This window comes from Deinococcus indicus, from assembly GCF_002198095.1.
GTDB classification, from domain to species: domain Bacteria; phylum Deinococcota; class Deinococci; order Deinococcales; family Deinococcaceae; genus Deinococcus; species Deinococcus caeni.
Window position 1 is genome coordinate 810,692 of the sequence record NZ_NHMK01000009.1, and the last position, 20,464, is coordinate 831,155.

Consider the following 20,464-nt stretch of genomic DNA (forward strand, 5'->3'; position numbering starts at 1 on the left):
CGGTCCGTTCAGGCGAGCGGATCGTCCGGGCGCAGCCCGTCCAGCGGCAGGCGGTCCAGGCGGCGCTGGGCGGCCTGCGCGGCGGCGCGGCCGGCCGGGTCAGGGCGGAATGACAGGCTCAGGCTGCCGTCGGCATGGACCTTGAAGCTCAGCAGTCCGGCGTGGCCCGGTACGCGGGCCAGCGTGACGGGCACGCGCAGCAGGAGGCCCAGGGCGCGGCTCAGGGCCGGCAGGGCGCCCTGCCGGTCCGGGGGGGCGCGCAGGGTGATCAGGCCGGCCTGACGGGCGATCAGGCTGACGGGTCGCCGGGCGTCCGGGGGGGGCGAGGCGGCGAACTGCACGGGCAGCCGCGCCTCGAAGGTGGGTTCCGGCAGGCCGTGCGGGCCGGGGCGCCGCGCGCCGGTCAGCTGGAAGGTCAGGACGCGGTTGCCGCTGCGGCTCAGGTCGAAGGTCGTGTCGCTGATCCCAGCCAGAGTCACGCTGTCCAGCAGTCCGGCGGGCAGGGTACGGCGCAGCGCGTCCGTGACGGCGTCCAGCATCCGGTCGCGGGACAGGGTGGCGGTGGCGGGCGCGCAGAGTTGCCCGGCGTGCAGCACGAGCACGCCGTTCTGGAAGTCGTTGAATTCCAGGCCGCTGTCCGGGGTGCCGTCCGGGGCGAGGCTCAGGGTGTCGCTGGTGGGGTAGCCGAGCGGGCCGGACTCCCAGCCGGTGCTGGCCCAGGCGGCGCGCAGGTCGCCGCGTACGACCAGCGGGCCGGTGCGGGGGTGCAGGAACAGGCTGCCGCCCTGGAAGTGCTGTCGGTCCTCCGGGACGCTCCAGCCGGCAGCGCCGGAGGCGGGGGCCGACTCTGCAACGGGGGCCGCACCTGGGGCTGGGGTGGGACCCCCGACCGGGAGGCCCAGGACACTGTCGGGGCCGCCCAGCGCGTCGTAGCGGCGGCGGATGTCGCCCCGGACCTCGTGGACGCCGGTGCCGGGCGAGGTGTACAGGTCCGCGTGGCGGTAACGGCGGCGGTGGCCGCCCCGCACGGCCTCGCAGGGACCGGCGGGCGGGCCGGTGTGGGCCTCGCCCAGCGCCCGCGCGTGGGCGTCCAGTGTCGCGCCTGCCTGGGCGTGCAGGGCGACGTACTGCACCCGCACGTCCAGGCGGGCGTACTCCTCGCCGCTGTCGTGGTGGCGCAGCGTGGCGTGGAAGGCGCGGGTCTGACCGGCAGCGACCCGGCCGCCGAAGGCCGCGCCGCCCTGCTCGCGGACCGGCTGGCCGGGCTCCCGGATCAGCAGGTGGGCCTCGCCGCTGACCTGCACGGGACCGTCGGGCGTCAGGGTGAACGTGACGGTGACCTGCACCTGCCGTCCGCCGCCGCCCAGGCCGGTCAGGTGGACCTGCGCGGCGGGCCGGGCGGCGTCCAGGACGGTCAGGTCGTGGCGGCTGCCCAGGGCGTGCTCCGCGCCGAACGTCTCGTCGTCCGTGACGTGCAGCTGGACCGTGTGGGTCAGTTGCGCCTGGGGTGGGGCGGGGTGCGGGGTGCCGTGCATGTCGCCTCCGGGTGCGGGGATTCGGGCGGGCCAGTTGGATGGAACCAGTTGGATGGAGCCGGTTGGGTGGGGCCGGTTGGGTGGGGCCGGATCACTGGGAGCGGGTCGGGGGGAGCGCACCCCGCCCGCATTACAGCCGGGGGGGCGTGATCGGGCCGTGATCGGTGTCCGGTGTGGGTGGCCGGAGGGAGCGGCGGGGCGGCGGGCCGGGCGAGACAGACGCCCCCCGCGGCTGATAGATTGAACCGAGTACAAACCCAGTCGGTTGCCGATCCGTTCCCCATCCCGCCTTCAGGTTCCGCGCAGAGGCGCGCGCCTGAACGCCCCCCACCCGGAGGACCCCAGTCATGGACTTCACCCTGAACGACGAACAACGCCAGCTGCAACAACTTGCCCGTGATTTCGCGCGCAAGGAGATCATGCCCATCGCCTCCGAGTACGACCAGAAAGAAGAGCTCCCCTGGCAGGTCGTCGAGAAGGCCTTCGAGGTCGGGCTGCTCAACCCCAGCATTCCCGAGCACGCCGGCGGCCTGGGCCTGGGCATGTTCGACGAGTGCCTGATCGGCGAGGAACTCGCGTACGGCTGCATGGGCATCTACACGGTCCTGATGGCCAGCGAACTGGGCATCGCGCCCGTCCTGATCGGCGGCACCGAGGAGCAGCAGAAGCGCTTCCTGACGCCCCTGACCGAGAAGGCCGGACTGGCCGCCTTCGCCCTGAGCGAACCGAACAACGGCTCGGACGCCGCGAGCATGCACACCACCGCCACCCTCGACGGCGACGAGTGGGTCATCAACGGCACCAAGATGTGGATCAGCAACGGCGGCCTGGCCGAGTTCACGGTCGTGTTCGCCACCACCGACCGCCAGGGCGGGCACCGCGCCACCGTCGCGCTGGTCGTGCCAAAGGACGCGCCGGGCTTCAGCTACAACAAGATCAAGCACAAGATGGGCCAGCGCGCCAGCCTGACCAGCGAACTGGTGTTCGAGAACGTCCGAGTTCCGCGCGCCAACCAGCTGGGCGGCCTGGGCGACGGCTTCAAGATCGCCATGAAGACCCTGGACAAGACCCGCATCCCGGTCGCGGCCGGCTCGGTCGGCATCGCGCGGCGCGCCATGGAAGAAAGCATCAAGTACGCCAAGGAGCGCACGGCGTTCGGGAAGCCCATCGCGGAGTTGCAGGCCATCCAGTTCAAGCTGGCCGAGATGGCCATGGGCATCGAGACCGGCCGCCTGATGTACCAGAAGGCCGCGTGGCTGGTCGATGAGGGGCAGCCGCACGGCTTCGAGAGCGCCATCGCCAAGGCGTACTGCAGTGAAATGGCCTTCAACGCCGCGAACGAGGGCATCCAGGTTCACGGCGGGTACGGCTACGTCGGCGAGTACCCGGTCGAGAAGCTGCTGCGCGACGTGAAACTGAACATGATCTACGAGGGCACGAACGAGATCCAGCGCGTCGTGATCAGCCGCAACCTGCTGAAGTAATACGGACTCCGATTGAATGGCTTACAAAGCCGTTCAATCCGAGCGGAGCGAGTAGGAGCAGAACGGGTTCCGGACGTGGAGCCGGCAATCCGGTGAAGTTCCGGATTGTTGGCGAAACAAACGGAACCCGTATCAGTGTTTGCCCCTCCCCCTTGAGGGGGGAGGCTGGGAGGGGGTGAGCAGGCATGGCGTGACAGAAGACGCTTTCCATGCTTTCGCCCCTCTGGCCCTTGAACGGTGTCCGCACCATTGAATAAGACGGACTCCGATTGAATGGCTTGCAGAGCCGTTCAATCCGGGCGGATGCGGGCGCAACGAATTGCGCATCCCCCAGACAGAGAGCGGCCGGAGCTGTTGCCCCGGCCGCTCTCTGTCTGTGGTGACGGGTTCGGGATCAGCCGATGTGCGTGACCAGCGTGCCCACGCCCTCGACCTCCACCTCGACCGTGTCGCCACTGTCCAGCGGCCCGACGCCCTCGGGGGTGCCGGTCAGGACCACGTCGCCGGGTTCCAGGGTCACGTAGCGGGTCAGGTACACCAGGATGTCCACGACCGGGAAGATCATCTGCGCGGTGCGTCCGTCCTGGCGGGTCTGGCCGTTCACGCGGGTCTGCACGCGCAGGTCGCGGGGGTCCAGGTCCGTTTCCAGCCACGGGCCCAGCGGGCAGAAGCGGTCGGCGGCCTTCGCGCGGAACCACTGCAGGTCGGTTTTCTGCAGGTCGCGGGCGGTCAGGTCCAGGCCGCAGGTGTACCCGGCGACGTGCGCGAGGGCCGTGTCCGGCGTCAGGTCGCGGGCTTGCTGGCCGATCACCAGCGCCAGTTCGCCCTCGAAGTGGAAGTTTTCCGTCCAGTCGGGGCGCGTGACGGTCCCGCCGGGTTCGGCCAGCGCGTTGGCGCCTTTCAGGAAGATGCCGGGTTGTGTGGGCAGGTCGCCGGTGTCGTTGCCCAGTTCGCGGATGTGGTCGAGGTAGTTGCGGCCCACGCAGACGATCTTGCCGGGTTCGGCGGGCGCCAGCAGCAGGGCCGGGTCGAGCGGGACGCTCTGGCCGGTGCGGGGGCCGCCCATCGAGCGGGTCAGGTGCAGGGTGTCGCCGTCCAGTTCGGCCCAGTGGGCCTCGCCGGCGTGCCGGATGCGCGCGAGTTTCATGCGGGCAGGATAGTGCACGCCATCAGGCCGTGGCGGGCCCGCCGGCCCGGAATCTGCCGGGCCGATCCGGACCCCTGGACGCGCGGGGCGGTCAGTCGGCGCTGACGTCGGCCTCGTCCAGCGTGACGTGTTCCAGCGCGTCGGGGTCGATCAGGGTGACCTGGGTGCTGGTGTACGTGAGCATGCGGGCGGCGTCGAGTTTGCGCATCACGCGGGATACCGTCTCGCGGCTCGAGGAGATGCGGGCCATGATGTCCTGCGTGGAGAGCGGCAGCACCTCGGGGTTGGGCACGCCGGCCGCGAGCCGCTGCTGGTACAGGCTCAGGAAGACGTGGCTGAGGGCCGCCTCGGTGTTCAGGCCGAAGGCGATCAGTTCGTCGTTCAGGAACGTGACGCGCCGCACGAGCAGGGCGCTGAGGTTCCACAGCACCTGCGGGTGGCGGCGCAGGATCTGCCGGAAGTGCGTGCGGTACAGCATCAGGGTGGTGACTTCCGTCTGGGCGCGGACGGTGGCGCTGCGTTCACCGCCGCCCAGCACGGCCGTCTCGCCGATCACGCCCGGCGCGTACACGTCGCCCATGACGCGTTCGCGGCTGCCCAGGCTGATGCGGGAGACGCGCACGACGCCGCTGGTGATCAGGTGCAGCGCCTCGCCCTCGGCGTCCTGTTCCAGGATCACCTGACCGGCGTAGTAGCGGCGTTCGGTGATGACCTGTAGAGCTTCCTGCAGGGCCTCGTCGGGGACGTCGTGGAAAAGCGGGGAGTTCTTGAGATCGTCCAACCGGGCCATAGTCCGCTCATCCTAGCTTGACAGACCGGCGATAACCAGTCTGCGCCGGCCAGTCCCGGCCGGCCGCGCTAGGATGCGCGCGTGACTGCCGTTCCCGCCGCCCTCGAAGCCCGCTCCCTGACGCAGCGTTACGGGTCCCTGACTGCCCTGCGCGGCGTGTCGCTGCGCGTGGACGCGGGCGAGGTGGTCGCCGTGACCGGCCCGTCCGGCAGCGGCAAGAGCACCCTGCTGCACCTGCTGGGCGGCCTGGACGTGCCGCAGGAGGGCGAGGTCTGGTGGGCGGGCACGCGGGTGGACACCCTGGATACCCAGGTGCGCGCCACGCGCCGCGCCGGGCAGGTGGGGCTGGTGTTCCAGCACCATTACCTGCTCGACGACCTGAACGTGATCGAGAACGTGCTGATTCCGTCCCGGCTGGCCGGGCAGCGGGACGAGGCGCGCGCCCGTGACCTGCTGGCCCGCGTGGGCCTGGGCGGGCGCGAGGCGGCCCTGCCCGGCGTCCTGAGCGGCGGCGAGCGGCAGCGGGTGGCGGTGGCGCGCGCCCTGGCGGCCCGGCCCGCGACCGTGCTGGCCGACGAGCCGACCGGCAGCCTGGACCGCGCCAACGCGCAGGCGGTGGCGCAGCTGCTGGTGAATCTGGCGCGCGAGGAGCGGGCCGGGGTGCTGTTCGTCACGCACGACGACCGGCTGGCGGCCTTCGCGGACCGGACGCTGCACCTGCTCGACGGTCAGTTCACGGATTCGGTGCCGGCGCTGCTGTGACGGCCGGGCGGGTGGCGTTCAGGTGGTGCGCGCTCCCCTGGCGTACTGGGCGGCGACGGGCGGCGTGACGCCCAGGCGCTGCGCGGCCGCCTGAATCCAGTGCGGGTCGCCCAGCAGCGGGCGGCCCAGGGCGATCAGGTCGGCGTCGCCGTTCTGGAGGTACGCCTCGGCGCGTTCCGGCGTGTCGATCATGCCGACCGTCATGACGCTCAGGTCCGGCACGGCGGCCCGCACCTGCCGCGCGAACGGCACCTGATAGCCGGGCTGCACGGGAATCTGCTGCTGGGCGCTCAGGCCGCCGCTGCTGAGGTCCACGGCCGTGACGCCCTCGCGGGCCAGCAGGCCGCACAGGACGACGGTCTGCGATTCGTCCCAGCCGCCCTCGACCCAGTCGGTGGCGCTCAGGCGCACGAACAGCGGTTTGTGCATGGGCCAGGCGTCGCGGACGGCGCGCGTGACTTCCAGCAGCAGCCGCACGCGGTTCTCGAAGGTGCCGCCGTAGGCGTCGGTGCGAGTGTTCGACAGCGGCGACAGGAACTGGTGTAGCAGGTAGCCGTGCGCGGCGTGGATCTCGACGGTGTCGAAGCCGGCCATCTCGGCGCGGCGGGCGGCCTGCGCGAAGTCGGCGGTGACGCGGGCGATGTCGTCGGCAGTCATGGCGCGCGGGGTGGGCAGCGCGTCGCTGTACGGCTGGTCGCTGGGGCCGATGACGGGCCAGCCGCCGCGTTCCTCGGGCACCGCGCCGCGTCCGCGCCAGGGGGCGTAGGTGCTGGCCTTGCGTCCGGCGTGCGCGAGTTGCGTGCCGATCAGGCCGCCGTGCGCGTGAACGAAGTCCGTGACGCGGCCCAGCGGGACGATGTGTTCGTCGTCCCACAGGCCCAGGTCCTCGGGGCTGATGCGGCCCTCGGGGGACACCGAGACGGCCTCGGTGAAGATCAGGCCCGCGCCGGCCAGCGCGTACTGCCCCAGGTGGACGAGGTGGAAGTCGTTCGCCACGCCACCACGCGCGGAGTACATGCACATGGGCGAGACGACCACGCGGTTGGGAAGGGTCAGCTGCGCGAGTTTCAGCGGCTGGAACAGCATGGGAGCGGCGGCGTTGGAACCGGGTGTCATACGCGCGAATCTAGAGCCGCCGGGCCGGGTGGAGTAAGGGACAGCCGACATTCACGCCGCACATGAACGCCAGCTCAAGGGCGGGAGCGCGCGGCGCGGTGACGGGCGGCCTGCCCGGCTACCTGCGCCCAGAACGCTCCCTCCAGCGCCGTCAGGTGGGCCGCGTCCGGCGCGGAGCGGGCCGGGCGGCGGTACGGGGTCGCCTCCAGCCGCACGAGCAGGGTGTGGTGCGGCGCATTCTGACGCGACCGGTGTGCGGCGCGCAGCGCCACATCCTCGGGAGCGGTCTGCGCGGCCTGCACCAGCGCCGCGTACGAGCCGGACAGCTCCTGCAACGCGCGCACGTCGGCGGCGTACACCCACGGGCCGTACTCGCCCAGCAACGCCAGGAATCCGGTCCACTCGCTGTCCAGCACGGCGCGCACCACTCCGCGCGGGGGCGTGTCCGGCGGCAGCCAGGGCCGCACGCCCCGCAGGTCCGGCGCCAGCCAGCGTTCCCCGGCGTACTCGGCCCCGGCGCGGTCGGCGGCGGCGGGCGAGTCGATGTCGCGCAGTTCGGTCAGGTGCGCCAGCCGGGCGCGGGCCGCGTCGGTCAGGGGCAGGGCGCGCGGGCGGCTCAGGCCCAGTGCCTGCCAGGTAGGGGCCTCCCAGGTGGGGGCCTCCCCGGTTCCCGGACCTGTGGGCATCAGCTGCTCGCGCTGGTGTAACTGCCCACCGCGCGCAGCCAGAACAGGCGGGTCACCACGAACAGCGCGGCTGCCACGACCGGCGACGCCAGCGCCGCGCCCCAGGCCAGTTCGCCGGTCATGGCCTGCGCCGGCACGGTCGTGATGAACGCCACCGGCACCACGAACGTCAGGAAGGCCCGCACGGGCAGCGGGAAGGCGGACACCGGAAAGCGGGCCGCGCCGAACACGCCGTTGAACAGCTCCGCGACGTTCTGCGTCTTCACGAACCAGAACGCCGTGGTACTCAGGGCCAGCCAGATGCAGTACACGATCACGACCGCCGACACGTACAGCAGCGCCGCGCCCAGCACCCCGCCCGGCGTGACGCTCAGGCCCGACGCGGCATAGGCGATCAGGCCCAGCCCGATCAGCAGGTCCGGGGCGCGCAGCACGTTCAGGTGCCGGGTACTCACCCCGAACTGCGCGTCGATGGGCTTGAGCAGCGTGAAGTCCATGCTGCCGGTGCGGATGGCGTCCGCGATCTTGCTCATGTTCGGCTGGATGAACACGCTGATCACGCCCTCGGTCAGCATGAAGAACCCCGTGACCAGCAACGCCTCCCGGAACGACCAGCCGCCCACGCTGCTGATCCCCGGCTGCCCGAACACGATCCCCAGGCCCAGCAGCGCCACGCCCACCTCGCCCAGGCTGGCCAGCAGCGCCCCCACGAAATTCGCGCGGTACTCCAGCTGCGCCGACAGGGTCGCGCCCGTGAAGATCCGCAGCAGCCGCAGGTAGCGGCTCACGCGACCCTCCGGGGCGTGACGCGGGTTGAAGGTTGATGGTCGATGGCTGATGGAGGAGCACACCAGCCTCTATCAACCATCAACCGTTCACCATCGACCCCCTTCATGCTCCCACCGCGCCGTATTTCTTCAGGCCGGCGCGCCAGACGGCCAGCCGCAGGAACCAGAACACGACCAGCCAGCCCAGCATGACGAGCGCGCCGCGCAGGGCGTCCTCGGGGCCGGCCTTCCCCGCCAGGAGTTGCGCGGGCAGGCCCAGCATGTACGGAAACGGCGTCCAGACGGCCACGGCCTGCACCCAGGCGGGGTAGAAGTCCAGCGGGGCGAACATGCCGCCCAGCGCCGCGTACACCAGCCACGCGAGTTCCTGGAAGCTGGTGCTGCTCTCGGTCCAGAAGGCCAGCAGCCCGATGGCGTACTCGTACAGGAAACGCGCCGTGAAGCCCAGCGCCGCGAGGCCCAGCGCGGCCGGGTACGCCCACCACTCGGTCGTGAAGCGCGCGCCGGACAGCAGCGCGAACGCCGTGACGAGCACCAGCATGGGCACCAGCCGCACCAGCCGCTCGGCGACGTGCGAGGCGTAGTGCGTCCACATGGGGTCCAGCGGGCGCAGCAGCTTGGCAGACAGGGTGCCCTGCCGGATCTCGAAGTCCAGTTCCCACGCCACCCACACGACCAGCAGTTGCGACACCAGCCAGGTGCTCAGGAAGTACGTGGCGAACCCGGCCGCGTCGTAGCCGCGGATCTGCCCGCCGGGCGCCGCCTGTGCCTGCGCCATCCAGACCAGCATCATGACCAGCGACAGCGTGCCGGACAGCATCCAGATGACGACCTCGGCGCGGTACTCGGCCATCTCCGCGAAGCGCGTGGCGAACAGCACCCGCGCGGTGTTCAGGCGGCTCACGCGCGCTCCAGGGCGGGGGGCGTGCGGTGCCCGAACAGGTCGGCCATGATCGCCTCGATGCTGGGGTCCTCGACCGTCAGGTCGGCCACGTCCAGGTCGGCCAGCAGCCGCGCGGCGCGTTCGCTGACCTCGGCGCGCGGCACGCGCAGCTGGGCGCTCAGGCCGTCCACGCTGACGTCCTGCCCGTACCCGGCGAGGGCCTGGGCGGTCACGGGGGACCGCAGTTGCAGCCGGATGGTCTTCCCCGCCCCGGCCTGCCCGGCCAGACTGCCTAGGTCCCCGTCGAACACCAGCGCCCCCTGGTCGATCACCAGGATGCGGCGGGCCAGGGCGGTCACGTCCGCCATGTAGTGGCTCGTGAGGATCACGGTCGCGCCGTGACGTTCGTTGTAGTCGCGCACGAACGCCCGCACACTCTCCTGCATGTTCACGTCCAGCCCGATGGTCGGTTCGTCCAGGAACAGCACCTTCGGGCGGTGCAGCAGCGCGGCGGCCAGTTCGCACTTCATGCGTTCGCCCAGCGACAGCTTGCGCACCTGCTTCTTCAGGATGCCGTCCAGGCCCAGCACGTCCGTGAATTCACGCATGGTCGCGCGGTACTGGTCATCCGGGATCTCGTAGATTGCCTGATTCACCAGAAAGGAATCCAGCGCCGGGAGGTCCCAGATCAGCTGCTGCTTCTGCCCCATGACCAGCGTGATCTGCCGCAGGAACGCCGCCTCGCGCCGCCGGGGCTCGAAGCCCGCCACGCGCGCCTCGCCGCCCGAGGGGTGCAGCAGGCCCGAGAGCATCTTCAGCGTCGTGGTCTTCCCCGCCCCGTTCGGCCCGAGGAACCCCACGACCTCGCCGGGGTGCAGGTCGAAACTCACGCCGCGCACCGCCTCGACCTGCCGGGTCTTTCGGCTCACGAAGGAGCGCAGACTGCCCATGAAACCGGGTTCCTTCTCGTGGACGGCGTAGGCCTTGCGCAGGTCGCGGACGTGCACGGCGGGGTCCGGGGGTGAGGTGGTCATCGTGTCTCGCAGGATACGCCACGGGCGAATTCAGGCGCGCGGAATCAGCCAGTTGGCGTAGTGCCCCGGCTGGGGTGGAATTGCGTGCGTTGCGTGCACGGGTGTTCCCCCGACAGTCACGCCCGCCCGGCAGGACCGGGAGTAGCCTCGGGCCATGGAACGGATTCCGTCTGTTGCGTTCACACCCCGGCACGGCACCGGGGTGCCAACTCCACGCCCGGAATCCGCTTCTCTCCTGCTCTGCGGGGCAGCTCTACGAGTCGCGCTGCTCGGGTTGAACGATGTTCAACCGGAGTTCAGATGAGTGCTCCCGCCGCCCCGCCGCCTGCCCCGCCGGAGGACGCACCCCACCACCCACCGGCGCCGGTTCCGGTCATGCCCACGCACGCGGACCTGCTGCGGGTGTTCGCGGGCGTGGCGATGGTGGGGATCGGCGGGGGCCTGCCCGCCCACATGCGCCGCGCCGCACTGGGCCGCGCCTGGATGACCGAACTGGACTTCGCGGAGACGTACACGCTGGCGCAACTGACCCCCGGCCCGAACGCCGTGAATCTGGCCGCCATGATCGGCGCGCGCCTGCGCGGCTGGCCCGGCGCGCTCTGGGCGGTCGTGGGGGTCCTGACGCCCGGACTGATCGCCATGCTGGCCGTCACGGTCGTCACGCTGGGTCTGCCCGGCGGGCTGCCCGCCCCGCTGCAGAGTGCGCTGCGCGGCGCGGCCTGCGCGGCCCTGGCGGTCATGCTCACGGCGGCGCTGCCGGTCCTGCGGGTCGTGGGTGGCCTGCGCGGCGGGTGGCCGCTGGCCCTGGCGACCTTCGCCGGGATCGGGCTGCTGCGCCTGGACCTGCTGCCGGTGCTGGCGGTCGTGTTGGGTGCGGGCCTGATCCTGCACCGCCCCCGCCCGCAGGAGCAGCCGTGACGGACGCGGGCGCGAACTGGCTGGACATCCTGCTGACCTTCACGCGGCTGGGCCTGATCAGTTTCGGCGGGGCGAACCTCGCCGAGATCGAACGGGTCCTGGTCGGTCAGCGGCAGTGGATCACGCCGGGGACGCTCGCCAGCGGGTTCGCGCTGGGGCAGATCATGCCGGGACCGAACATGCTGGCCATGACCCACTACGGCTTCGCGGCGGGCGGGTGGGCCGGAGCGGCCGCCGCCACGCTGGGCTTCTACGGCCCCACCGCCCTGCTGAGCGCCGCCGCCGCCCTTGCCTGGAGGCGGCTGCTGGGCTGGAAGTGGCTGCCCACCATCCGCAGCGCCCTGCTGCCGTTCGGGGGGGGCGTGCTGCTGGCCGGGGTGCTGGTCCTGGCGCGCGGCAGCGTGCAGAGCGTGGCGGGGGCCGTCATCGCCGCCGCCGCGTTCGCGCTGCTGACCCGTACGCGCGTGAACCCGGCGCTGGTCGTGATCGGCGCGGCCGCACTGGGCGCGCTGATCGGCCTGTAGGCAGGGCAGGCAGGTACACTGGCCGGATGCTGTTCGTCTCCCCCCGCCTCCCCCTTCCCTCCCCCCGCGCGGTGCGCGCTTGAAAGCCTGGGTGCCGCTGGGCGCCGCGCCCATTCCCGGCAGTCCCGACCAGCTGGAGTTGTGGCAGCGGGAGAACGAGTTCAGCATCCGCATCAGCGGGTACGTGAGCGAACTCATGAACAGCCGCCAGCACGCCAGCGAGGAGGCGCTCGCCGAGTACGCCGTGCCGCAGGTGGCGGGCCGCGCCGCCGCGCACGTCCTGGTGGGCGGGCTGGGCATGGGGTTCACGCTGGCCGCCGCGCTGCGCAGCGCCGGGCCGGACGCGACCGTCACCGTCGCGGAACTCGTGGGCGCCGTCGTGGACTGGAACCGGGGGCCGCTCGGGCAGGCCGCCGGGTACCCGCTGACCGACCCGCGCACCCGCGTGCACATGGGCGACGTGGCCGACCTGATCCGCGCCTCGCGGCGGACCTTCGACGCGATCCTGCTGGACGTGGACAATGGCCCGGAAGGCATGACCCAGCACGGCAACGACTGGCTGTACTCGCCGCGCGGTCTGGCCGCCATCCGCGCCGCCCTGACACCCGGCGGGCTACTGGCCGTCTGGAGCGTGGAGGCCGTGCCGCGCTTCACGGCCGCGCTGGAGAGGGCCGGGTATCACACCGAGGTGCGCCGCGCCCGCGCCCGCGAGGGTCGGGGCGCGTGGCACACCATCTGGGTCGCCCGCTCGGACGGGTAGGCAGTGGCGGGGCGGGAGGGAGACTCCCCTCTTTCCCCTCAGCTCCCGGTGAGGAAACGCGCCGTCTCGCGGTACAGCAGGTCCACCTGTTCCAGCGAGTCGAAGGTGTGGCCCGCGCCGGGAATGGCGACCGCCTCGCAACGCAGCGCCTGGGCGTACCGCACGCCGAACTCGGGGGGGCAGGTCTGGTCGGCGTCTCCGTGGAAGACGCGGGCCTCGCCCTGCCACGCGGCGGCGGCTTCGAGGGGGCGCAGGCGGGTCATTTCCTGAAGGAACTCGCGGCCCAGCGGCCAGCCGTTGTAGTCGGTGACGGTGGCCGGGATGAAGCCGCCGCGCAGGAACGGCAGCCACAGCTCCGGCAGGGCGGGCGCCCACAGCGCGAGGCGGTGCGGGCGCACCAGGGGCGCGCTGAGCGCGGCGACCAGCCCGCCCATGCTGAAGCCCAGCAGCATGGTGCGTTCCGGGTCGATGCCGCTCTGGCGGCGCAGGTACTCGAAGGCGGCCTGCGTGTCCTGCACCTCCCGCGTGACGGTCATCTCGCTGAAATCGCCGTGGCTCTCGCCGCTGCCCCGGAAGTCGAAGCGCAGGCTGGCCACGCCCCTGGCCGCCAGGAAACGGGACAGCAGCGGCAGCAGGCGGTGGTCGCCGCCACGGTTGCCGGTGAAGCCGTGCAGGATGACCACGCTGGGCCAGCCCTGCGCGGGCGCGTCGCCGGTGGGGCGGTGCAGCAGGCCGTACAGGCGCTGCCCGTCCACGCTGAACTGCGCGAATTCCTCGTTCAGGGCCTGTTCGTTGCTGCCTCGGGTGGGGTCGGTCATGCCGGGAATGGTAGCCCAGTCGCGGCGCGGCCGGCCAGATTCAGCGGGTGTACTTCGTGAGGACCATGCTGAACTGCGCGGACGGAATGGTCTGCTTGACCAGACCGACGCCACGCACGTACCACGCGGTGCTGCGGGTCTCGCCGCCCATCAGGTTGTTCAGGTCCATGCCGGGCGGCAGGTCCGTCCCGGCGGGCGGGGTCATGGTGGTGGTGGTCGTCGTCTCGACGCGCAGGGCGGTGAACGTCCCGGCGGGCGTGGTGACCTTCTCCTGCGCGGCAACGCGGCTGCGGGTGCGGCTCTGCATGTTCATGCCGCCGCTGGCCTGCATCTTCCCGTCGCTGGTCCAGGCGTACCCGACCTTCCAGGCCGAGGTGGGCGGGTAGAACCCGGACTCCAGCCACAGGTCGCCCCGGCCGGCGCCGATGGTGGCGGTCATGCCCCTGCCCGTGCAGGTCCAGGTGCTGTTGGTGGTCTGGCCGCCCGTGGTGGTCTGGACGGTCACGGTGTTCCCTTTCACCTGGGCGCGGGACGTGAAGGTGCTGCTCTGGCCCTGCGTGGTCAGGCGGTACGTGCGGGTGCCGGACGGCATGAATCCGGCAGGGTCGCAGGCGGCCAGCGCGTGCGTGCCGGCGCAGCCCAGCAGCGCGGCGCTCAGGATCAGGGCGGGTCGAACGGCAGGTGCGCGCATGGGGGTTCCTCCGGGGCCGGGGGGCTGGATAGGGACGGTTCCAGCGTACACCCGCCCGCAACCGAAAACAGGCCCACCCGTCACGGGGCGAGCCTGCCTCTCAGCCATCGACCATCAGCTATCGGCCATCAACCACGCCCCTCAGGGCGTCAGCCGGTGACGGTCGCGGGGGAAGGCGCGGGCGTAGCGGACGTTGCTGATGCCCAGCAGTTTGGCGGTGAGGCGTTCGGCGCCGATGGCGAAGCCGCCGTGGGGGGGCATGCCGTACTTGAAGACCTCGGTGTAGCCTTCCAGCGTCTCGGGTTTCAGTTTGTACGCCGCGATGGAGTCCATCAGCATGGCGTGGTCGTGGATGCGCTGGCCGCCCGACGTGATCTCGATGCCCCGGAACAGCAGGTCGAAGCCGCGCGTGATCTCGCCGCTGAGGCTGCCGTCGGCGTTGCTGTCCGGGTGCGCGTAGAACGGGCGGGCGGCGCGGGGGTACTTGGTGACGAACACGAAGTCGCTGCCCTCGGTTTCCGCGTAGTGCTGGCACAGCAGGCGCTCGGCTTCCGGGTCGAGGTCCTTGCCGCCGACCACGTGCCCGTACTTCTCGGTGACCAGAGCGCGGGCGTCCAGCAGGGTGATGCGGGGGATGTGGGCGGGCACGTCGGGGATGGTGGCGCCCAGCAGGTCGAACTCGGGCTGCGCGCTGGCTTTCAGGCGGGTCATGATGCTGGCCAGCAGGCGGTTTTCGAGGCTCATGACGTCCTCCTCGTCCTCGATGAAGCCCATCTCGACGTCCAGGCTCAGGTACTCGTTCAGGTGGCGGCTGGTGGCGTGCTCCTCGGCGCGGTAGACGGGCGCGACCTCGAACACGCGTTCGAACACGCCGACCATGATCTGCTTGTACAGCTGCGGGCTCTGCGCGAGGTAGGCCGGGTGCCCGAAGTAGTCGATGGGGAACAGGTTCGCGCCGCCCTCCGCGCCGGCCGAGACGATCTTGGGCGTGCTGATCTCGGTGAAGCCCTCGGTCATCAGGTGATCCCGGAACGCGGCGACCAGTTCGGCCTGCACCTTCAGCGCCGCGCGTTCCTTCAGGCCGCGCACGGTCACCACGCGGTAGTCGAGCATGGTTTCCGGGTTGACGTTCCATTCCATCTTGGGAATCTCGACCGGGCTGGCCTCCACGGCGGCGCTGATCACGCGGAATTCCTTGATCTGCACCTCGAACCCGCCGGGCGCCTTGGGGTGCGCCTTGACGGTCCCCGTGACCTCCACGCTGCTCTCCGCGAGCGGCAGGGTCAGGCCGCTGCCCACGCACTGCGTGACGCCGCTCACGTCGCGCAGCACCACGAACTGCACGCCGCCCAGGTCACGGCGGGCATGCACGAAGCCCTGCAGGCGGACGGTCTGCCCGTCGTGGCTGCTCAGGTCGCGGGTGAGGGTGCGGGGCAGGCGTTGCTGGGCGGGCTGTTCGGGGGTGGCTGGGGTGGTCATGGGCTGTCGTCTCCTTGTTCATGGAAAAGCCCCCGACTCCGTGGTGGGGTCGGGGGCGCGGTATGCGGCGTGACGTCCCCTAGCAGGGATCATCATTCACGTTGTTGTTGCTCGCCGCGTTCATGCCGGGAAGTGTACGCGCCGCCCCCACACCGGGTCAATGCCGGAAACTAGGCAGGCACGGGCAGCCACCTGCAGTCGGTCAGTGTCCGGGTCAGCTGTCGCGGCGTCCGGTCGGGACGAACGTGAGCAGCATCAGCAGGCTCAGGAGGGTCAGCCCGACCGTCACGAGGATCGGCACCCACAGGGCAGAGGGCCGGTCGCCTTCGGTGATGTACAGGACGTTGTCACTCACCCTGTACTCGCCGCCCTCGTTGAACAGGTCACGTGTCTCGCTGGTCAGTGCGTCCGGGCCAGTACGGACGATTCCCTCAATGGTGCGTTCGCCCATGGTGAGGCAGCCGTCACCACCTTCTTTCTCCTCTGCCTGACACCCGGAACTGACGCGGCTGTCGCTGGCCATGATGTGAATGGGCGTGACATGCGACTCGCCGCTCATGACGGCGGCCACACTGTCCTTGAATTCCTGCTCCGGCAGCAGGGCGTACTCGATGCGGTTGACAATCCGGGTCTTGTCGTCGCTGTCCTTGTCAGGGGTCTGGTAGACGTAGGTGCCGTCCGTGAACCCCGTGATGCGCACGTACCGGGCGCCGCCGACGCCGCTGTCGATGACCTGCTGCGCGGTGTACGTCTGCGGGGTACGGCCCTGGAGGCTGATGCGGATACCGTCGATTCCGTAGGTCCAAAGGCCGTACAGAGCTGCGAGCAGAATGATCACTCTGGTTATCATGGTGTTAAATTTCTTGCATTCGCCGGGGGCATTCAAGCAGATGTGAGAACGGCACATCCGCATCCCACTTCCCGGTTTCACCGGAGCCGCTATCCTCGGGGCATGTCAACGAACGTTCGTTTGTCTGCCCGCGCCGGGTGGTCCGCTTGAGTGGCGCCCGACTGGCCCGCCCGCGCAGCCTGCTGTTCGCGCCGGGCAACCGCGCCGACCTGATCGCCAAGCTGCCGCGCGCGCAGCCGGACGCCGTGGTGATCGACCTGGAGGACGCCGTGCCCGGCATCCCGGAAGCGAAGGCCGCCGCCCGCCCGGTCGCGCGGGACGCCGCGCGGGATCTGATGGCCGCCGCGCCGCACCTGCCGGTGTTCCTGCGCGTGAACGCCCCGCACTCGCCGTACTTTGCCGAGGACCTGAACGTGCTGACCCCGGAACTGGCCGGGGTGGTCATCCCGAAACTGGAGAGCGCCGCCGACGTGCGACTGGTCATGAACGCGCTGGCCACGCACGGCCTGACCCTGCCGCTGCTGGCGGGCCTGGAAACGGGGGCCGGCGTGTGGAACGCCCACGAGATCCTGCGTGAAGACGCCGTGCGCTGGGCGTACTTCGGTGCGGAGGACTACACGACCGACCTGGGTGGGCGGCGCACTCCCGGCGGCCTGGAGGTGCTGTACGCCCGCTCGCAGGTGGCGCTCGCCGCCCGCCTGACCGGCGTGCCCGCACTGGACATCGTCGTGACCGCCCTGAACGACCCGGACCGCTTCCGCGAGGACGGGGCGCTGGGCCGCGCCCTCGGGTATGCCGGGAAGCTCTGCATCCACCCGGCGCAGGTGGCGCTGGCCCACGACCTGTTCGGCGCGACCGACGCCGAGAGGACGCGCGCCCACGCCCTCCTCGCCGCCGCGCACGACGCCGCCGCGCAGGGCCACGGCGCCTTCAGCTTCGAGGGCCAGATGGTCGATGAACCCATGCTGGCCGCCGCACGCGCCATCCTCGCGCAGGAGGTCGGCCGTGCCCGGTAAGCCGTGGGAACACCACGATCCACTCCCCATTTTCTCCCCACTAACCGCCGGAGGCACCCGTGAATGAAGACCTGAACCGCCCGCAGGGGCGTTACCTGGAGGAACTAACGCCCGGCACCCTCATCCGGCACCGCGTCACGCGCACCGTGACCGAGGCGGACAACGTGTTCTTCACGACCATGACCATGAACCCGCAGCCGCTGCACCTGGATCACGAGTACGCGGCCGGCACCGAGTTCGGGCGGCCACTCGTGAACAGCCTGCTCACCCTGAGCCTGCTGGTGGGCCTCAGCGTGCACGAGCTGACGCTGGGCACGCTGGTCGCGAACCTGGGCCTGACCGACGTGACCTTCCCGAAACCCGTGTTCCACGGCGACACCATCCGCGCCGAGTCCCAGGTGCTGGAAGTCCGCGAGAGCCGCAGCCGCCCGGACGCGGGCATCGTGATCGTGGAGCACCGCGCGATCAACCAGCGGGGCGAGGTGGTGGCAAAGTGCAAGCGCACCGCGCTGATGCAGCGCAGGCCCACCGCGACGGGGTGAGGGTCCGGCGGGCGCGTTGAAGCCGGAGCGAAAGGGATTCCGTCTGTTTCGTAGACAACCCGGAAAAACGCCAGCCTGCCCACTCCTCGCCCGGAATCCTCTTCGCTCCCACTCGCTTCGCTCGGCTTGAAGGGTGGCGGCAACCCTTCAAGCCGGGTCCGTCTTACTCGGCGGGGAGGTACCAGTTGCGGTCCCAGCGGTGCGCGTGGAGTTTGCGCACCTGTTCGGCCGGGAGGCCCTGGCCGTCCGCGAGGGTGGCGTTGCGTTCCACGTTGCGGACCGAGCGCATCCCGACGATGACGGTGGACACGGCGGGGTGACTCAGGACGAAGCGCAGGCTGGTCTCGGCGAGCCCGTCGGTGCGGATGCCGAGGTCCTGTTCGATGGCGCGCAGGCGGGGTTGCAGCTGCGTCAGGCGGTTGCCGCCGAAGTACCCGTTGCGCCAGTCGCCTTCGGGAAAGGTGGTGTCTGCGGTGAGGGTGCCGGTCAGGCTGCCTTCATCCAGGGCGACGCGGACGATCACGCCGACGCCGTGGGCGTGGCAGGCGTCGAGCAGGCGGTCCTGGGGGGACTGGTCGAACACGTTGTAGATGACCTGCACGCTGTCCACCGCCCCGGCCTCGACGGCGGCGACGGCGTTGTGCGGCTGGTGGTCGTTGACGCTGATGCCGAAGGCTCGGACCTTGCCGTCCCTCTTCAGCTGGGCCACGGCGTCCTGCCAGTCGCCCTGGCCCAGCCAGGAGTCGTTCCAGACGTGGAGTTGCTGCACGTCGATGGTGTCGAGGCCCAGGCGGGCGAGGCTCTCGTCGGTCATGCGGATCACGTACTCGCCGGGGTAGGCCTGGTCGGCGGTGGTGGTGGGCGCGGCGGGCCACTGCATGTTCAGGGGGCTGATCTTGGTGGCGACGAGGGTGCCGGGGTGCTCGCGGACGACCTGCCCGACGAGGCGTTCGCTGTGGCCGCTGCCGTAACCCATGGCGGTATCGATGAAGTTGCCCCCAAGGGTGACGTAGCGGCGCAGGGCGGTGAGGCTCTCGTCGTCCTGCGCGCCTTTCCACATGTCGGCGCCGATGCCCCAGGCGCCGTAGCCGATCTCGGTGACGCTCAGGCCGCTGCGGCCCAGGGGCCGCTGGTGAAGTGGGTTGGTGGTCATGGAGTGACTGTAACGATTCAGAGTCCATGAATCCAGTCCCGCAGTCTTCATGACCGCGCCGGGAGTACCCTGCGCGGGTGAGCGCTCCCCCCACCCCCGCCGCTGCCCCCGCCATCTCGCCGCAGGTGCGGCAGCTCGCCACGGTGGGACTGGTGGTGGGCGTGTTCCTGGCGGCGCTGGAGGCCAGCGTGGTCGCCACCGCCATGCCCAGCGTGATCACGGACCTGGGCGGCGAGAGCCTGTACGCCCTGCCGTTCGCGGTGTACCTGCTGACCAGCACGGTGTCCAGTCCGCTGTGGGGCCGCGCGAGCGACATCGTCGGGCGGCGCCGCCTGTACCTGTGGGGCGTGGTGATCTTCCTGGTCGGGTCGGCGCTGTGCGGCCTGAGCACCTCCATGACCTCCCTGATCGCGGCGCGGGCCGTGCAGGGCCTCGGGGCGGGCGCGCTGCTGCCACTGACGCTGACCATGATCGGGGAGCTGTACACCCTGGCCGAACGGACGCGGGTGCAGTCGTTCATCTCGGGCGTGTGGGGCGTCTCGGGGCTGCTGGGACCGCTGCTGGGCGGCTGGCTGACCGAGAGCCTCTCGTGGCGCTGGACCTTCTACGCCAGCCTGCCGTTCGGGGTGGCGGCCCTGCTGCTGGCCCTGCGCTTCCTGCCGGAAACGGGGCGGCCCCGGCCCGCGCGGCTCGACTGGCCCGGCGCGCTGCTGTTCACGGCCGGGAGTGGCCTGCTGGTGTGGGGGCTGGAGCAGCGGCAGTGGCTCATGGTGGCCGCCGGACTACTGATCCTGCTGGCGGCCGTGCTGGTCGAGCGGCGGCACCCGGAGCCGCTGCTGCCCATGCGGGCCCTGCGCGAGCGGCTGCCGCGCGTAGCGTTCGCCGGGAACCTGCTGGGCGGCGCGGCGTACTTCGGCGTGATCGCGTACCTGCCGCTGTACGCGCAGGGCGTCAGCGGGGGCGGCGCGACCTCCGCCGGGGCGATCCTGACCCCCATGCTGGTCGGGTGGACCCTGACCGCCATCCTGACCGCGCGGCTGGTCCGGACCGTGCCGCTGGCGCGCATCTCGCAGGCGGGCTTTGCGGTGCTGGTCGTCATGTTCGCCGCGCTGACCTTCGCCGTCCACGCGCCGCTGTGGGTCACGAGCGTCCTGGGCTTCGCCGTCGGGACCGGCATGGGGCTGGCCATGCTGAGCCTGCTGCTGGCCGCGCAGGAAAGCAGCGCCCGCGAGGACCTGGGGGCCGTCACCAGCGGCGTCCTGTTCGCCCGGCAGATGGGCGGCGCGCTCGGCGTGGCCCTGATGGCCCTGCTCATCGGGTCCGGCGCCATCGAGAGCGGAGGCTTCCAGCTGGCCGAGGGACTGCGCCGCGCGTACATCCTGGCGCTGGGACTGGTTGCCGCCGCGTTCGCGCTGAGCCTGCTGCTGCGCGCCGCGCCGGTCACGCCGGAACGGACACCGGCCGGGTCCGTCACGCCCGAATGACGGC

21 protein-coding genes are annotated in these 20,464 nt (G+C 71.1%); 8 read left to right on the plus strand and 13 right to left on the minus strand.

Annotated features, from left to right (window positions below):
* Window positions 1-8: 8 nt before the first annotated feature.
* On the minus strand, window positions 9-1,535 hold the full coding sequence (locus tag CBQ26_RS06375; RefSeq protein ID WP_088247666.1) for an LGFP repeat-containing protein: 1,527 nt from the start codon (window positions 1,533-1,535) through the stop codon (window positions 9-11).
* 347 nt (window positions 1,536-1,882) lie between these two features.
* Between CBQ26_RS06375 and CBQ26_RS06380 the strand changes: the two genes are divergently transcribed.
* Complete coding sequence (locus CBQ26_RS06380; RefSeq protein WP_088247668.1) at window positions 1,883-3,019, plus strand: acyl-CoA dehydrogenase family protein; 1,137 nt, start codon at window positions 1,883-1,885, stop codon at window positions 3,017-3,019.
* Window positions 3,020-3,413: 394 nt separating this feature from the next.
* Here the strand turns inward: CBQ26_RS06380 and CBQ26_RS06385 are convergent, their stop codons facing one another.
* Both CBQ26_RS06385 and CBQ26_RS06390 read right to left on the minus strand, forming a co-directional pair.
* Window positions 3,414-4,166: a fumarylacetoacetate hydrolase family protein gene (locus CBQ26_RS06385; RefSeq protein ID WP_088247670.1), complete on the minus strand. Its 753-nt coding sequence runs from the start codon at window positions 4,164-4,166 to the stop codon at window positions 3,414-3,416.
* Between the two features lie 91 nt (window positions 4,167-4,257).
* On the minus strand, window positions 4,258-4,956 hold the full coding sequence (locus tag CBQ26_RS06390) for a Crp/Fnr family transcriptional regulator (RefSeq protein WP_088247671.1): 699 nt from the start codon (window positions 4,954-4,956) through the stop codon (window positions 4,258-4,260).
* Window positions 4,957-5,037: 81 nt separating this feature from the next.
* Between CBQ26_RS06390 and CBQ26_RS06395 the strand changes: the two genes are divergently transcribed.
* Window positions 5,038-5,718 (plus strand): ABC transporter ATP-binding protein, encoded by a 681-nt coding sequence (locus CBQ26_RS06395; RefSeq protein WP_088247673.1) that lies wholly within the window; start codon window positions 5,038-5,040, stop codon window positions 5,716-5,718.
* 18 nt (window positions 5,719-5,736) lie between these two features.
* Here the strand turns inward: CBQ26_RS06395 and CBQ26_RS06400 are convergent, their stop codons facing one another.
* From CBQ26_RS06400 to CBQ26_RS06420, 5 genes are all read right to left on the minus strand, one after another.
* Window positions 5,737-6,834: an NADH:flavin oxidoreductase/NADH oxidase gene (locus CBQ26_RS06400; protein WP_088247675.1), complete on the minus strand. Its 1,098-nt coding sequence runs from the start codon at window positions 6,832-6,834 to the stop codon at window positions 5,737-5,739.
* A 74-nt stretch (window positions 6,835-6,908) separates the two neighbouring features.
* Window positions 6,909-7,520 (minus strand): hypothetical protein, encoded by a 612-nt coding sequence (locus CBQ26_RS06405; protein ID WP_088247676.1) that lies wholly within the window; start codon window positions 7,518-7,520, stop codon window positions 6,909-6,911.
* Window positions 7,520-8,308 carry an ABC transporter permease gene (locus tag CBQ26_RS06410; RefSeq protein WP_088247677.1) on the minus strand — a complete coding sequence of 263 codons (789 nt, stop codon included), beginning with the start codon at window positions 8,306-8,308 and terminating at the stop codon, window positions 7,520-7,522. Before CBQ26_RS06410 ends, CBQ26_RS06405 begins: the two co-directional genes overlap by 1 nt.
* A gap of 103 nt (window positions 8,309-8,411) precedes the next feature.
* Window positions 8,412-9,161, minus strand: a complete 750-nt coding sequence (locus CBQ26_RS06415) for an ABC transporter permease (RefSeq protein ID WP_088247957.1) — start codon at window positions 9,159-9,161, stop codon at window positions 8,412-8,414.
* Window positions 9,162-9,208: 47 nt separating this feature from the next.
* Complete coding sequence (locus tag CBQ26_RS06420; protein ID WP_088247679.1) at window positions 9,209-10,225, minus strand: ABC transporter ATP-binding protein; 1,017 nt, start codon at window positions 10,223-10,225, stop codon at window positions 9,209-9,211.
* Window positions 10,226-10,525: 300 nt separating this feature from the next.
* Here CBQ26_RS06420 and CBQ26_RS06425 point away from each other — a divergent pair, with 300 nt between their 5' ends.
* The 3 genes from CBQ26_RS06425 (at window position 10,526) to CBQ26_RS06435 (ending at window position 12,427) form a co-directional block, all read left to right on the plus strand.
* Entirely contained in the window at window positions 10,526-11,143 is a 618-nt protein-coding gene (locus CBQ26_RS06425; protein ID WP_229844026.1) for a chromate transporter, read from the plus strand.
* On the plus strand, window positions 11,140-11,667 hold the full coding sequence (locus tag CBQ26_RS06430; RefSeq protein WP_088247682.1) for a chromate transporter: 528 nt from the start codon (window positions 11,140-11,142) through the stop codon (window positions 11,665-11,667). Before CBQ26_RS06425 ends, CBQ26_RS06430 begins: the two co-directional genes overlap by 4 nt.
* Before the next feature lie 79 nt (window positions 11,668-11,746).
* Window positions 11,747-12,427 (plus strand): spermidine synthase, encoded by a 681-nt coding sequence (locus tag CBQ26_RS06435; RefSeq protein WP_088247683.1) that lies wholly within the window; start codon window positions 11,747-11,749, stop codon window positions 12,425-12,427.
* 38 nt (window positions 12,428-12,465) lie between these two features.
* On the opposite strand, the gene CBQ26_RS06440 is transcribed toward CBQ26_RS06435, so the two are convergent.
* The 4 genes from CBQ26_RS06440 to CBQ26_RS06455 all read right to left on the minus strand — a co-directional run bounded on the left by CBQ26_RS06440 (window position 12,466) and on the right by CBQ26_RS06455 (window position 16,253).
* On the minus strand, window positions 12,466-13,245 hold the full coding sequence (locus tag CBQ26_RS06440) for an alpha/beta hydrolase family protein (protein ID WP_088247685.1): 780 nt from the start codon (window positions 13,243-13,245) through the stop codon (window positions 12,466-12,468).
* 40 nt (window positions 13,246-13,285) lie between these two features.
* On the minus strand, window positions 13,286-13,936 hold the full coding sequence (locus tag CBQ26_RS06445) for a hypothetical protein (RefSeq protein WP_088247687.1): 651 nt from the start codon (window positions 13,934-13,936) through the stop codon (window positions 13,286-13,288).
* A gap of 141 nt (window positions 13,937-14,077) precedes the next feature.
* Entirely contained in the window at window positions 14,078-15,415 is a 1,338-nt protein-coding gene (gene aspS, locus CBQ26_RS06450) for an aspartate--tRNA(Asn) ligase (RefSeq protein WP_088247689.1), read from the minus strand.
* A 214-nt stretch (window positions 15,416-15,629) separates the two neighbouring features.
* Window positions 15,630-16,253, minus strand: coding sequence for a hypothetical protein (locus CBQ26_RS06455; protein ID WP_088247691.1), 624 nt, complete (start codon window positions 16,251-16,253; stop codon window positions 15,630-15,632).
* A 158-nt stretch (window positions 16,254-16,411) separates the two neighbouring features.
* Here CBQ26_RS06455 and CBQ26_RS06460 point away from each other — a divergent pair, with 158 nt between their 5' ends.
* Together CBQ26_RS06460 and CBQ26_RS06465 are read left to right on the plus strand one after the other, a co-directional pair.
* Window positions 16,412-17,281 carry an HpcH/HpaI aldolase/citrate lyase family protein gene (locus CBQ26_RS06460; protein ID WP_172417937.1) on the plus strand — a complete coding sequence of 290 codons (870 nt, stop codon included), beginning with the start codon at window positions 16,412-16,414 and terminating at the stop codon, window positions 17,279-17,281.
* Between the two features lie 59 nt (window positions 17,282-17,340).
* Window positions 17,341-17,823 carry a MaoC family dehydratase gene (locus CBQ26_RS06465; RefSeq protein WP_088247692.1) on the plus strand — a complete coding sequence of 161 codons (483 nt, stop codon included), beginning with the start codon at window positions 17,341-17,343 and terminating at the stop codon, window positions 17,821-17,823.
* A 163-nt stretch (window positions 17,824-17,986) separates the two neighbouring features.
* On the opposite strand, the gene CBQ26_RS06470 is transcribed toward CBQ26_RS06465, so the two are convergent.
* Window positions 17,987-18,976 carry an aldo/keto reductase gene (locus CBQ26_RS06470; protein WP_088247693.1) on the minus strand — a complete coding sequence of 330 codons (990 nt, stop codon included), beginning with the start codon at window positions 18,974-18,976 and terminating at the stop codon, window positions 17,987-17,989.
* 77 nt (window positions 18,977-19,053) lie between these two features.
* Between CBQ26_RS06470 and CBQ26_RS06475 the strand changes: the two genes are divergently transcribed.
* Window positions 19,054-20,460: an MFS transporter gene (locus CBQ26_RS06475; protein WP_172417938.1), complete on the plus strand. Its 1,407-nt coding sequence runs from the start codon at window positions 19,054-19,056 to the stop codon at window positions 20,458-20,460.
* Window positions 20,461-20,464: the final 4 nt, after the last annotated feature.

What these genes read in the sequence shown, in the direction of transcription:
- CBQ26_RS06375 (WP_088247666.1), bottom strand. Translation starts at nt 1,535, where the DNA reads ATGCACGGCACCCCGCACCCCGCCCCACCCCAGGCGCAACTGACCCAC.
- CBQ26_RS06380 (WP_088247668.1), top strand. Translation starts at nt 1,883, where the DNA reads ATGGACTTCACCCTGAACGACGAACAACGCCAGCTGCAACAACTTGCC.
- CBQ26_RS06385 (WP_088247670.1), bottom strand. Translation starts at nt 4,166, where the DNA reads ATGAAACTCGCGCGCATCCGGCACGCCGGCGAGGCCCACTGGGCCGAA.
- CBQ26_RS06390 (WP_088247671.1), bottom strand. Translation starts at nt 4,956, where the DNA reads ATGGCCCGGTTGGACGATCTCAAGAACTCCCCGCTTTTCCACGACGTC.
- CBQ26_RS06400 (WP_088247675.1), bottom strand. Translation starts at nt 6,834, where the DNA reads ATGACACCCGGTTCCAACGCCGCCGCTCCCATGCTGTTCCAGCCGCTG.
- CBQ26_RS06405 (WP_088247676.1), bottom strand. Translation starts at nt 7,520, where the DNA reads ATGCCCACAGGTCCGGGAACCGGGGAGGCCCCCACCTGGGAGGCCCCT.
- CBQ26_RS06415 (WP_088247957.1), bottom strand. Translation starts at nt 9,161, where the DNA reads ATGGCCGAGTACCGCGCCGAGGTCGTCATCTGGATGCTGTCCGGCACG.
- CBQ26_RS06420 (WP_088247679.1), bottom strand. Translation starts at nt 10,225, where the DNA reads ATGACCACCTCACCCCCGGACCCCGCCGTGCACGTCCGCGACCTGCGC.
- CBQ26_RS06425 (WP_229844026.1), top strand. Translation starts at nt 10,526, where the DNA reads ATGAGTGCTCCCGCCGCCCCGCCGCCTGCCCCGCCGGAGGACGCACCC.
- CBQ26_RS06440 (WP_088247685.1), bottom strand. Translation starts at nt 13,245, where the DNA reads ATGACCGACCCCACCCGAGGCAGCAACGAACAGGCCCTGAACGAGGAA.
- CBQ26_RS06445 (WP_088247687.1), bottom strand. Translation starts at nt 13,936, where the DNA reads ATGCGCGCACCTGCCGTTCGACCCGCCCTGATCCTGAGCGCCGCGCTG.
- aspS (WP_088247689.1), bottom strand. Translation starts at nt 15,415, where the DNA reads ATGACCACCCCAGCCACCCCCGAACAGCCCGCCCAGCAACGCCTGCCC.
- CBQ26_RS06470 (WP_088247693.1), bottom strand. Translation starts at nt 18,976, where the DNA reads ATGACCACCAACCCACTTCACCAGCGGCCCCTGGGCCGCAGCGGCCTG.